Origin of the sequence: Lichenicola sp. (genome assembly GCF_965198575.1) — a bacterium.
Classification (GTDB): domain Bacteria; phylum Pseudomonadota; class Alphaproteobacteria; order Acetobacterales; family Acetobacteraceae; genus Lichenicola.
Genome location: NZ_OZ240671.1, coordinates 3,070,211 through 3,082,198, shown reverse-complemented (window position 1 = coordinate 3,082,198; position 11,988 = coordinate 3,070,211). Strand labels below are relative to the sequence as shown.

Genomic DNA, 11,988 nt, shown 5'->3' with positions numbered 1-11,988 from the left:
TCAGTTCACCAGCAGGCCACCATCGACGTTGATCGACACGCCGTTCAGCATCGCTGCATCGTCGCTCAGCAGGAAGCTGATCACGCCGGCGACGTCGCCCGGGTCGCAGAACCGTCCGAGCGGGATCCGCCCCAGCATCGGGCCCGACTTCGCCGGGTCGGACCACGCCAGCTGCCCCATCGGCGTGAGGGTCACTGTCGGGTTGACGCTGACGCTGCGGATGCCGTGCGGGCCGAGTTCCACGGCAAGCACGCGGGTTATCGCGTCGAGGGCGGCCTTCGACGCGCAGTAGGCGGCGTGATCGGGCAGGCCCACCGACGCCGCCGTCGAGGACACGTTGACGATCACGCCCCCCTTGCCGCGACGCACCAGGTCGCCCGCAACCACCTGCGCAAGCCGCAATGGGGCTGCTGCGTTGATCGCCATCACTGCGTTGAAGTTCGCCATCGAGGCGGTCAGCACCGGCTCGAGCGAGGTGATGCCGGCATTGTTGACCAGCGCGTCGAACGGCAAGGCGGCCGTCACCGCGGCAACCGCGTCATCCAGGCGTGCCAGATCGACCGCGATGATGTCGCAGCCGGTCTCCTCGGCAAGGCTCGCGAGGTCGTCCGGCTGTCGGCTCAGCGCGGTCACCCTAGCCCCATCCGCGACCAGCCGGCGCACCGTCTCGCGGCCGATCCCCTTGCCGGCACCGGTGACCAGCACGCGATGTCCCGAAAGCCTGCCTGTCATGTCCACGTACCTGCCCCTCGCACCGGCGAAAACCCGCGCGATCAGGCAGGCCGATCACCCCCGCGTCAAGTGGCGGGCGGGTTTGTCGGCGAGAAGCTGTAGCGCGCGATCCGCCATGTCCCGTCGTGCCCCTTCTCCAGGATGAACAGTTCCTGGTTGGCCTCGGATGTCGTCCTGCCGGTCGAATGGTGCAGCGTGGTCCCGGCCGAGTTCGTTCGCACGAACGCCCAGTTCGGCGCCATCTGCATGATCTCGGCGATATTGAACTTCACGTTGAATTTCAGCTCGGCGAACACTGCGTCGTAAGCGGTCCTGACCGCATCACGACCGATCGAGGACTGGCTGAACGGCGCCATGAACACGCCGGTCTCGGTGTACAGCGGCAGCACCGCTGCGGTGTCGCCGCCGTTCAGTGCCGCGTTGTAGGCCGCCATCGTGCGTTCGATGCCGGCGTGCGCCTGGTCCGTCATGCCGTGCGTCGCTGCACGAGCCGCGTCACTCGCGGCGCCCGGGACGGGTGCGACCACCGCGAGCATGAGGAGCGCTCCCGTCGTCGGATAGAGCAGCCACCTGGATTGCATGAGATCATCCTTCCGAACCTTCCGGATATCGAAAACGGAGTCCTAGGCGATCAGTCCCGATGCCGGTAGCCGAAGTTCGCGGAAAACAGCTTCCCGGAATCGTGCGGTAACGGCCAGGCACGGCAGCGGTGCTGCGCAATCGTGGAAAGCTCATTCCCGGGTGCCGCGACTACCGGACGGGAGCAGGTTCACCCAGGCTGGCGCGAGACACCGTCCAGCGGGGCGGGTGCATTGCCGTCGAAGGACAGCCAGTCGATGACCATGACCGCTCTCGGAGTGATGACCGCCATACTCGCAGATCCGGAAAACCTCGATCATGTCCGGTCGCTGGTGACGCCCGACGTGACCTACGTTTCGCTCAATTACGACAACCCCGACCTCAAGCGTGTCATGCCCTGGTGCGGAACCTCGTACGGCCCGGAGGCCATCGTGCAAACCTTCGTCGATGTCGGCCGATACTGGAGGATCGACGACTTCCAGGTCGAGGCCGAGCTCGATGATGGCGAGAAGGCCGCGATCTTCGGCCGTTTCACCTACACCTCGATGGTGCTGTCGCAGACGGTCACGTCACCATTCGTGGTGCTGGGTCGGGTCAAGGACGGCATCTGCCATCATATGCAATTCATGGAGGACACCTTCGCGACCACCGCGTCGTTCCGGAGCGGTGGTCACTGGATGATCCGCAGCAATCCGGGCGGCGACCAGATCGAGGTCTGATCGCGCCCGGCATCGGACCAGGCTCTACGCCGCCTGCAGCAGCTGCTCCGCATAGAGCATCGTGGCGGCCAGGTGCACGTCGAGATAGGTGGTCTCGGACGCGGCCGGCAGGTCCAGCGCTGCCTGGCCGTTGGTCCAGCGCACACCGCCCTCGGCGCCATACCAGCCATCAAGCGCCAGGTCCGCTACCGGAAGAACGGTCTCGTCCAGGCCGCTCCACAGCACCAGCTTCTCGACCGCGACACCGAGGCTGCGACGGTCATCGACGAACGGTCCGATCAGTTGCGCCGGCACTGCCGAGCGGGAGAGCAGCCCAACGACCCGCGCGTGACGGGGGATCTGGAACATGTAGTGGCGGTCGGCCATCCAGGCGCACCCGATCTCGGCGCCATCCTCGAGCAGCAGGCGCAGGTCGGGCTGGCTGGTGCACACCGGCGCGTCCCGGAGGCCCTCGAAACCGAGGCCGGCGGCGCGGTCGGCAAGCTCGCGCCAGATCGGCTCGACGACCGCACGCGCGACCGCCAGCGGTGCCGCCATGGTGGGCCCGCGCAGCACGTTGCCGGACGCCTGGCCGGCTTCATGCAAGCCGTCCTCGAACAGGCCACGATTGCCAGTATCGAGATAGCTCTCGGTCGCCAGCCCCTCGGACAGCAGGATGCCGTGGGTCTCGAGCTCGACATGGAAGAACTCGTACTCGGGAAGGCTGCGGTCGATCAGGATCGAAGCGCCGTTCACCAGCATGCGCGCCGGGGTGAGGCCGGCTGCGGTAAGTATGCAATGCTCGGGCGTCACCAGCAGATCGCGGGCCGGCACGTTGGGGGCGAAGGCGTGCCGGCGGATACGGACCGGAAACGCATCGTCCGCGTAACCGGCGACAGCGGCGTCCATCCGGCCCCGGCCTGCCCAGACGAGCGGCCGGCCGACCCGGTTGCCGTCCTCGAGCACGCTCACCACGTCGCCCACGCCGAGCGCCTCGACCGCAACGTCACCCGAGGGCGTGGCGATCAGGGTGCCGCGCAGGAAGCAGCATACCGGCTCGACCGGCGCAGTGGTGCTGCCGTCCTTGACCAGGCGGATCGGGTCCGAGCAATTCTCCTTCACCGAGGTGTAGAGCGACTGCGTGCCCTGGAAAAACGCGGTCGGGGTCTCGGTCTTCCAGTCGACATACAGGGAATTGAAATCACCCCTGCCTGTGACGGAATCGAAATGGATCTCGTATGAGCTACCGCTGGCCGTGTCGGCATAGGGCAGCGTGCCGGCGCTGGTGAAGGTGTTCGACAGGCCGTTGGTGCCGGTCACGGTGAACGTCGCGTTCTCGACAGCCTCGAGCACGCCTGCCGCGTTGTAGATCGCGGTCCAGGTGCCGGTCAGCGTCGCGCCGTTCGCAAAGACCGCGTCCTTGATCGTCGTGGTGACAGCCTTGTCCGCCGAGCTGGTGATGGTGCCGGTTTTCTGCAGGGTATCCGTATTGCCGGTGGCAGCGTTGAAGACCGACGTCGTCGAGGCAGCCAGCGTGGTCGGCGTCTCGCCGGAATAGCCGATGTTGAGCTTCGAGTAGGCGGTGCTGCTGCTTCCGGTGGCCTGGATCTGATGCGCCGACCTGGTTCCCGACGGGGTGGCACAATCCCAGGTCGTTGCAGTCCCGCAATCCGGCGTGATGGTGAAGCTCGGATTATAGATCGAGATGAGATTGCCGCTGGAATCGTATTCGGCAAGCCAGGTGCCGCTGAATGCTGTCGTGGTGTGTGTCGTCTTATCGTAGAATGTGGCGCCGGTGAGAGTCTCGGTCACGTAAGTATTGGCCATGATATCCCCAGACTAGGCGCCACATGCGCTGTAATAACGATAATCGTTGCTTCAAAAGCATCGCATCGGTCGAATAGCGAAAGCCCCAGTTCAAGTCACCTCAAATAGTCGCTGAAATCGTTCAAAGAGGTTTTTTGTTGATTTATAAACGGTCCGTGATGTAATATCATGCACTCCGCACGGTATGGGATTTCGGTCTTTTATTAGACAATTCACGGCTGTATTACGTTGATGAGTTGATTGCCTGGGCCGGATCAATACTTTGATATGGTTTTAACGATTGCCTCTATACTGCGGTCCCTGCCCTTTGACTGCGAGATCGTCGATGGCCGTTCCGCCCTTGAGGCGCCCTGGCCGACTGTCGGGACGGAAATCATCCAGACGACGGGATCAGGCAGTCGCGCCGCCTGGCCGCTGGTGTCCAACACCTCCGGGTGCTCGCTGATCGACCGGCGCGGAGCCGCGGCCCGGAGGGCACGATCCCGGGCCCCAGACTCTGCTGGTCAAGGTGATCCAGCCGTCCCGATCGATACGGACCCGGACCCGGCGACGTGGTCCCCTCCCCGTCCGGCCCGGAGGCGCGGCAATTTGGAGCATCGAGACCCACGCCGCATCAGTCCGGTCCGTGGCAGGGAGGACGTGGATGCCTGACCTGAACGCCCTGATCGTGTTTGCCAAGGTGATCGAGGCGCGCAGGTTCTCGGAAGCAGCTCGTCGCCTCAAGATGCCGGTCTCGACGGTGAGCCGGCAGGTTGCCGACCTTGAACGGACAGGACCAGGAGGCGATCTCGTTCCTGCCGCATGTCGGCATCGGTGATTTCTTCGGCGTCACCAGCGGCGTGCTGGTTGGCTAGCGGGGCCGGAGACCTGCCGCCGATCGTGCAGCCGGAGTTGATGCGTGACGGGCGCCTCATAGAGATCATGCCGAATCGGCGTTTCTCGGTATTCGGTATGTCGCTGGCCGATCCGTGCAAACCGCCGCCTGCCGCAACCGGTTCCGGTGTTCCAGGACTTCACCTAGCGGATGGCGCCGACGGTCTTTCCCGATGTGCCATCATGGCCGGGAAGCGGACGAACGCCGCCACCGTGAGCCGGCCGAACAGCAATCCGGCGACAAAAAATCCCGGGCGAGTGCCGTGATCTGCCGCGACCACGGCGATCGAGCCGCGTCACGTCCACCACCGGGGTTTACGCTGCCGGGTTGGTCATGCGTCCCAGCCGCCAGGCATCGAGGCTCAGTGCGATCGGGTGGGTCCGGGCGATCAGCAGAAAACCGCCAGCCATCGTCATGTTCTTGAAGAAATTGACCATCTGGTTCTGGTCGGAGAACGCCGTATGGAAGATGGCGGCAGTGAGCAGGCACCAGCCCGCCAGCAGGATCGAGACCGGCCGGATCCACAGCCCCACCAGCAGCAACAGCCCGGCACTGATCTCCCACGCCGCCGCCGGCCAGGACAGGATGCCGGGCACCCCGTAGGCTTTCATGTAGCCCTGGATGGCAGTATTCCCGGCCAGCTTGCTGAAGCCCGATACCAGGAACAGCAGCGACATCAGGAAACGCGCCGGCAGGTCGATGAAGCGGATCGCGTTCATGCAGCGCAACCAGGGACGCACCGGCATTTCCTGTGGATGCAGCCCATGACGCGCAGTGGCGTGCCGCCGCGCCGAACGCTTCGAACTGTCATCTTGTCACCATCCTGTCGAACGGGACCGAGCCTAGAGTGCCGCCTGGCAGCCGATTACTGGGTAGCCTCGCAAACGACTTTCCCACTCACGCAAGGACCGCAGGCCGGCTGGGGCTTTTTCCGATCGAAAGGGACCGGAAGCGGCTCCGGTTCGTTGTCTTGGCGAGCATCTCCATCCGACCGATAATCAAGGTCGATCGGGTGATGCTCCGACCGGGTTTCCCGCACGGACATGACTCACGTCGAACCGGATAGTCCCGGCCTCGGCGCGCCATCCGGTATGCGGCGGACACGGACCGGTGCCGGTAGCCTCCATGCCAGTCGGCAGTGTCCGCGCTCGATGGGCGATGGCCTGCCCGTACGGAACCAGGACCGTCGCCGGATCGGCACGCATGGTCAGCACGTGACCTGCGTCACCACACGATGACCGGTGCCGCGGGCCGGAGGATGCCTGCCAGCCTTGCGGCGCCAAGGTAAGCGCCAACCCGCCCCGAACGGCAAGTCTCGTGCGCCGGCGGTTGGGTCCGGCGCGGGGACGCAGCCTCGCGGTGGATGCCCGCGGGCGCACGGTCCGGCGGATCGCAGTGCTGGCGGCCGGGACGTCGGTCGCGGTCGCAGCACCCACCCGGTCGCCGTACTCGCGTCAGGCCGCTGGACGATCTAGGGTTTCGGGGCAATGCGGCTTGCGATCAGGCAGGAGCAGCGTCGACGGTGACCGTTTGGCCGAGTCTGAGTGGGACACGATGATGGCGGCAGCCCAGGCGGGTGATGCTGCGAGCTACCGCGTGCTGCTCGGCGAGATCTGCGCCTGGCTTCGCTGCTACTACCACCGCCGGCTGCCACCGGCGATGGTTGATGATGCTGTCCAGGACGCGCTCCTTGCGGTGCACGAGAAGCGACACACCTATGACGCCGAGCGGCCGTTCGTCGCCTGGCTCGATGCCATCGCACGCTACAAGTGGATCGACCGCCTGCGCGCCATGACGTCGCACCCGGCGGGAGCACCCCGCAAGCACCGCCCGATTGCCGATCATGGGAATGCCGTGTCCAGCGCCTCAGCCCTCGAAATCCTGCTCAAGGACCGCAAGCCCGCGAAGGCCGACGTGGTCCGGCCGGTGGAGCTGCAAAGGCTCGGCAGCAAGCAGGCATCCGGCCGGACCGGGCAAACCATTTCCCGTGTGAAGGTGACGATCCATCGCGGCCTTGAACGGCTGAGCGAGATGATACAGGGGCGTGCCGATGCTGAATGACTCCCTGATCGACCAGCTAACCCTTGACCTCAAGCCTGTACGGCGACGCAGCGCTGCCGGCGACGGCCTTGTCATCGGGGGGATATGCCTCGTCGAGCTGGCGCTGTTCCTGCTCATGGGCGCCATGCGTCCGGACATGCAGGCGGCCATGCACCATCCAAGCCTCTGGTGGAAGCTCGTCAGCCTCGGGCTGATTGCCGCGGTCAGTGGAATGACCGCGGTGGTCTCGTTCCACCCTGCCGGATCGCCGCGTCGGGGAGTGCAGTTGACCCTGGCAATCGTCTCGATCTGCCTTGCGGTCGGATGGGGACTGAATTCCGCACGGGCCGGATGGTCGTCGGTCGATGCCCGGCTCGACTGGAGGCACGGCGTGGAGTGTCTCTACAAGATGGTGCTGCTGGCTCTGCCGGTATTCATGGGCCTCGCAATCCTGATGCAGAGGGCCGCGCCGACCGACCGGCAGGGCACCGCATGGAGCATCGGGATCGCTTCGGCGGCCTGGGGCGCCTTCGTCTTCGTGTTCACCTGCCCCTTCGACGACCCGCTCTACATCGCCTTCTGGTACACCGCGACCTGCTCACTCATCGCTGTCTGTGGCCGCCTGCTGCTGCCAATACTCAGCCGCTGGTAAGATGATGGGCCGACACCCGGCGGCGCCCCGGGGTCTGTCTGCGCAGCCGGCGGCAGGATCGACGACTGTCTGCGTGCGCCGAACACTCCGAAGCCGTCATGGCCGCGGATCCAGCGCATCAGCTTCTTGCGGCATTGACGACGGACTCCTCGAACTTCGCGACATGGTCGACGAGCGCCACGGCGCCCCGGCTCACGCCCAGGCGAGAAGGTGAACCCCGGGCGCACGATGTAGTCGATCCACGACTTGAGAACGGCGGGGACGCTGAAGTTGTACATGGGCGTGCCGATCAGGATGCGATCCGTCGGGCACACCTCGTCGATCAACTCCTCCGACGAAGCCGGCGCCTACCGCATGGGTTCTGTCCGCTCGATATCCGGCGGAGCGTAGATGCCGGCACTCCAGTCCAGGTCCATGTAGGGAATGCCGGAGCTCATCAAATCGCGGCGCACGACCCGGCCGCCTTCGTTCAAGCGGAGCCATTCCTTCTCGAAGATACCGCTCAGACCTCGCGAGATCGACATCGGGCCACGCCCGGGCATCCTGCGACCAGATGCTTGACGCCGTCATCAGGAGGATAACGCATAGACGCGCGCGAGAAGCGGCTGCGAGCGTGCGGGAACAAGCTCGGCGCGTCCGCGGAGCAGGTGATCGAGACCAAGACTGCGCCCGGCACAGGCTGCGGCGAACATCCCATGCGCACATATGATGGCCATGTAGGTCCAGGGCCATTCCGTCGGATCGTTGTAGAGGCCCAGCCAGAGCTGGATGGTGAAGAGGACTGCGACAATTCCCGACAGTCGTACTGCTATCCCCAGCGTCAGCGAAATGGTGAAGAAGATCTCTACCAGATAAACCACGGGCTGCAGCAACGCGATGTAGGGAATGAACAGGCTGTGCATGAGGGTGGTAAGAAGCGGGACCGAGCTGAATTTCGCCTCCTGATCCAGCCAGTATTTGAAGCCGGCCGCAACCGGAAGAGGAAGTTTCCATATCGTGCCCTGGATCCACATCCCGGCGGCGGTCATACGCATCGCGGCGACCCAGAAATGATAACCGGTCCGCTGCTCGGGGTCGCGCGACCAGTTCAGGACTGCGACGTATAGGCCTCCGGCGAGCAGGCATAGATAGAACACAACTGAAATATACTTGGAATATCCGAAGCGATTATAGTCACCGGTGTTGCCGATCAGGAAATTGAATAAGTCGATCACAGGGTTGTCATGGCTCATGATGTCAATGTCCTTCGTCCGTGATCCGGCTGAACGGGTCCGGAGCCAGTCGATCTGGAATGTGCAGCATCCGATCGACGCCAATCAGTGGGATGGTTTGGCAAGCCCGATCCGGAGCACGGTATCTGGCGGCAACGGTGTCGTGCCGTCACCGGTGAAGGTCGGCAGGCGCTGCAATTGTTCGGGCGTGAAGGCGACGATTTCCATGACGGTACCGAGCAGCACCGTGGCATCGATCGGAACCGCGATCGGCCGACTGCCGATCCCGAGGAAGCCGCCATACGCGACGACGATTTCGATCGTGCCGGTTCCATCGCGGACCACCTGCACCACGTGACCGAGCACGGTCTGGCTCTCCACCGGTCGCAGAACCAACCGGTGCAGCAGACTCCCCGCCCGTATCGGCTGCGGGAACCGCATGGCGGTGGACTGGGCCAGGCTCATGCCCGAGGGCGGTGGCATGCCGCCGGGAGTGTGGCTTTGCGCCAGCGCCGGAGCGCTCAGCACAAGCCCGATCAGGAAGATGAGGAAGCTTATCATGTGCGACCCGCTCTAGAGCCCGGCAAACCATGAGTAGCCAGGCTTGTCCCACATGTCGTCTGGTCGGACATTACTCACTTCGATCGCGGTGATCCATTTCGGGTTCTTGTAGCCGAGCTTGGTCGACATGCGCAGGCGCAGCGGGTAGCCGAACGGGTCGGCCAGGACGTCGTCGCCATACCGGGTCGCGAGCAAGGTCTGAGGATGCAGCGCGCTCGCCATGTCGATGCTGCTGGTATAATCGTCGGCGCAGCGGAAACCGACATACCGCGCGCTCAGGTCGGCCCCGACATGTTCCAGGAAGGCGCGGAACGGCACGCCGGACCATTGCCCGATATAGTCCCAACCCTCGACGCAGACGTGCTTGATGATCTCGGTGCGCTGCGGCAGCGCGTTGACCTGCTCCACCGTCCAGGGCCGCTTGTCGGCGATCAGTCCGGACAGCTCGAGGCGCCATCGAGCGCCGTCCACCGGCTTGACCTTCATCACGTCGTAGAAGGCGTTGAACCTGGGCGGATTCATGACCATCGAGGCCGGGTAGGTCGGCGCCAGTTTATTCGGATCGAACAGCAGCGCCTGCACGCGGTCGTTCAGGTCGCGGATGGCCAGAAGTGCAGCCTGCACGGACGCGGGGCGTCGTACGTCGCAGCCGGTCAGCATGGTCAGCGCACCCAGTGACAGACCACCGCGGATCAACCGCCGCCGTTCCAGCGATCGGATCAGCGGCCGGTGATCGTCGAGGATCGCCGGGTCGGGAAGCGTCTCGGGCCGGAACGGAGACCTCATGGCAGCGGCGCCGGCTCGCCATGTCCGGATGGCCCGACCCGCGGCCCGCCTGCCAGCATGGCCCACAGCGTCTGCGGCACCAGCAACGACAGCAGGATGTGCACGAGGAGGAAACCGACGATCACGCTCATGCCCAGGAAGTGGATGAGGCGCGCGCCCTGGAAACCGCCGAGCAGAGAAACCAATCCGGAGAACTGGACCGGCTTCCAGATCGCCAGTCCGGTCACGACCTGTGACGCGGCCGCAAGGATCACGACCACGTAGAGGACTTTCTGCACCGCGTTGTAGGTGGTCAGGTCCTCGTGCGAGATCCTGAGATGGAGCGTGTCGCGCACTGTCGCGACCAGGTCGGAGAAGCGGATCGGCAGCAATCGCTCCCGAAGGCGGCCGGTGACGAGGCCGTAACCGAGATAGGCCAAGCCGTTCAGGACGAGTAGCCACATGCCGGCAAAATGCCAGTTCAGCGACGGCGCCGCCCAATCCCCGAGCCGCAGTGCGTGCGGAATGTGCAGGCCCCGTATGACGACGTCGTCATCGTAGATGCCCCAGCCGGAGGTGATCATGATCAGCATGGCGGCCGCGTTCGTCCAGTGCATGATCCTGATCGGGACGGGATGCAGTCGCCGGCCTCGACGTCTTGAGGCGGTCGATACGGTTCTACCCATCTGAGCTTCCTCGCGTGATGAATAGTCTTCGCCGGATGCGGCAGGAAAGTTACCGGTCAATGCGGTGCTGCATGTCGCCTCGAGACGTACTGCCGCGGGCCGAGGCGAAGGTCACACCGTAGCTCGCGAGCCTGGCCGGTCTTGTCGCGGGTGGGGCGCAGCGCCATGTCGCCCGTCTTCGGGCCGTGGTGACGATTTTTTTTCAGGTTTCATGGAGAACGGGACCGGCTGGGCGTCGCGCCCGGAGTGCCTCGTGAGCAACGCTCGCTATGAGCTCAAGCATGGGTGGACCTGCCGATACCGATTTTTCTGGACGCCGATCGGATATCAGTCAGCTCGATCCGAGTGCCGCTGCTGATTAGACACTCGGGTGGCAGATAGATCTCGCCGTATAATCCCTTATGACTGCATAAGTCTTACAAAGACCCTGATAACCTGCTTCCCGCATCAGGTCGCCGCAAGTCGGCGGGATCTCCACCATCGAACTCGGGAACCATCCGGGTCTCGATCGGGATCAGTGGCTTGTCCTGAAATATTCATGGACGTTCATGGTGAAGCAGGCACTTTTTTGGTTGGACCGAAGCGCTATTCGTTGGTAGTGTCCAATCTCTCCAACGCGATGATGTCGTGTGCCGTGAATTCGTTCGGCGCTTCCGGAATGTTCCGGCGCTCCAGATGATCAGGATCTGCAAACAGGCCTCTGCTGACCGACCCCAAGCGGATCGCCATCATGCTGCTGTCGACGAGATCACCGACGCGCACTGCGACGTCAATGGCTCCCTCCGCCCGGTGGGCGTTCCGATCCGGGAGCGTCAAACGAATCGCCAGGCCCGAGTGCATGATCGAGAGCCGGGTCATGATCGGGAGCACATGCCGCCGCCCGAACATGATGGGTGCCGCGACCTGCAGCGCTCCAGGAGGCTTGGTATCCTCAAGGACCTGCCGGTAACTCTCGAGATAGAGCTCGCTCTGCTCAGTAAACGAACCGAAGTCCGATTCAAAAGCGTCAGCTCCGCAATGGACCGGGTGATCACGGACGGCAATATGCGCAGCCTGGGCAGAGCTGCCCAGAGTGGCGGCGGCGATGAACGCTCGCATGCTATCGGAACGGTCCATCGATCCTTGCGCACTTTGCAATAAATAGTCGTCGACAGGCGTGATTACCGCAATTTGCCGGCGGCCGTCCCAAAATTGCTGTTCCCGCCGTTGAAGCTGCCCCCGCCGCCCCCACCTCTCCTGAACGTAATGGAAAAGCAATCGGGAGCCGTTCCGGATTTTTTCTGACTGGTGGCGCTGAGCCCTGCAGTCCTGTCCGGGCCTCAGTGGCGCTCTGGGCAGTGCCCTGGACGTCAAGACGCGTGAG

General features: G+C 64.1%; 14 protein-coding genes and 1 pseudogene. 4 read left to right on the top strand and 11 right to left on the bottom strand.

All coding sequences use genetic code 11. The features are described from left to right. Together ACOEQ2_RS14000 and ACOEQ2_RS13995 are read right to left on the bottom strand one after the other, a co-directional pair. Positions 1–732, bottom strand: coding sequence for an SDR family oxidoreductase (locus ACOEQ2_RS14000; RefSeq protein ID WP_419728583.1), 732 nt, complete (start codon positions 730–732; stop codon positions 1–3). Positions 733–797: 65 nt separating this feature from the next. Further along, complete coding sequence (locus ACOEQ2_RS13995) at positions 798–1,313, bottom strand: YybH family protein (RefSeq protein WP_419728582.1); 516 nt, start codon at positions 1,311–1,313, stop codon at positions 798–800. A 255-nt stretch (positions 1,314–1,568) separates the two neighbouring features. Between ACOEQ2_RS13995 and ACOEQ2_RS13990 the strand changes: the two genes are divergently transcribed. Further along, complete coding sequence (locus ACOEQ2_RS13990; RefSeq protein WP_419728581.1) at positions 1,569–2,030, top strand: nuclear transport factor 2 family protein; 462 nt, start codon at positions 1,569–1,571, stop codon at positions 2,028–2,030. A gap of 24 nt (positions 2,031–2,054) precedes the next feature. On the opposite strand, the gene ACOEQ2_RS13985 is transcribed toward ACOEQ2_RS13990, so the two are convergent. Then, positions 2,055–3,836 (bottom strand): Hint domain-containing protein, encoded by a 1,782-nt coding sequence (locus ACOEQ2_RS13985; RefSeq protein WP_419728580.1) that lies wholly within the window; start codon positions 3,834–3,836, stop codon positions 2,055–2,057. Between the two features lie 643 nt (positions 3,837–4,479). Between ACOEQ2_RS13985 and ACOEQ2_RS13980 the strand changes: the two are divergent. Continuing rightward, positions 4,480–4,551, top strand: a pseudogene (locus ACOEQ2_RS13980) (hypothetical protein); the annotation flags it as partial. Positions 4,552–5,024: 473 nt separating this feature from the next. Here ACOEQ2_RS13980 and ACOEQ2_RS13975 read toward each other — a convergent pair. Then, complete coding sequence (locus ACOEQ2_RS13975; RefSeq protein WP_419728579.1) at positions 5,025–5,450, bottom strand: DoxX family protein; 426 nt, start codon at positions 5,448–5,450, stop codon at positions 5,025–5,027. An 817-nt stretch (positions 5,451–6,267) separates the two neighbouring features. Here ACOEQ2_RS13975 and ACOEQ2_RS13970 point away from each other — a divergent pair. Then, a complete protein-coding gene (locus tag ACOEQ2_RS13970) occupies positions 6,268–6,771 on the top strand; it encodes a sigma factor (protein ID WP_419728578.1) in 504 nt (167 codons plus the stop codon). After that, positions 6,761–7,402 carry an NrsF family protein gene (locus ACOEQ2_RS13965; protein ID WP_419728577.1) on the top strand — a complete coding sequence of 214 codons (642 nt, stop codon included), beginning with the start codon at positions 6,761–6,763 and terminating at the stop codon, positions 7,400–7,402. Before ACOEQ2_RS13970 ends, ACOEQ2_RS13965 begins: the two co-directional genes overlap by 11 nt. Here the strand turns inward: ACOEQ2_RS13965 and ACOEQ2_RS13960 are convergent. The 7 genes from ACOEQ2_RS13960 to ACOEQ2_RS13930 form a co-directional block, all read right to left on the bottom strand. Further along, positions 7,318–7,716, bottom strand: a complete 399-nt coding sequence (locus ACOEQ2_RS13960; RefSeq protein WP_419731230.1) for an NAD(P)H-dependent oxidoreductase — start codon at positions 7,714–7,716, stop codon at positions 7,318–7,320. The genes ACOEQ2_RS13965 and ACOEQ2_RS13960 overlap by 85 nt on opposite strands. 33 nt (positions 7,717–7,749) lie before the next feature. Then, the gene (locus ACOEQ2_RS13955) at positions 7,750–7,926 is read right to left on the bottom strand and encodes a hypothetical protein (protein ID WP_419728576.1); all 177 of its coding nucleotides are present in this window, start codon (positions 7,924–7,926) and stop codon (positions 7,750–7,752) included. Between the two features lie 45 nt (positions 7,927–7,971). Beyond that, entirely contained in the window at positions 7,972–8,634 is a 663-nt protein-coding gene (locus ACOEQ2_RS13950; protein WP_419728575.1) for a hypothetical protein, read from the bottom strand. Positions 8,635–8,718: 84 nt separating this feature from the next. After that, the gene (locus tag ACOEQ2_RS13945; RefSeq protein ID WP_419728574.1) at positions 8,719–9,174 is read right to left on the bottom strand and encodes a hypothetical protein; all 456 of its coding nucleotides are present in this window, start codon (positions 9,172–9,174) and stop codon (positions 8,719–8,721) included. Between the two features lie 12 nt (positions 9,175–9,186). Further along, positions 9,187–9,960 (bottom strand): molybdopterin-dependent oxidoreductase, encoded by a 774-nt coding sequence (locus ACOEQ2_RS13940; RefSeq protein WP_419728573.1) that lies wholly within the window; start codon positions 9,958–9,960, stop codon positions 9,187–9,189. Then, positions 9,957–10,556 (bottom strand): cytochrome b/b6 domain-containing protein, encoded by a 600-nt coding sequence (locus ACOEQ2_RS13935; protein ID WP_419728572.1) that lies wholly within the window; start codon positions 10,554–10,556, stop codon positions 9,957–9,959. Before ACOEQ2_RS13935 ends, ACOEQ2_RS13940 begins: the two co-directional genes overlap by 4 nt. Before the next feature lie 654 nt (positions 10,557–11,210). Further along, on the bottom strand, positions 11,211–11,882 hold the full coding sequence (locus ACOEQ2_RS13930) for a LysR substrate-binding domain-containing protein (protein ID WP_419728571.1): 672 nt from the start codon (positions 11,880–11,882) through the stop codon (positions 11,211–11,213). Positions 11,883–11,988 lie beyond the last annotated feature (106 nt).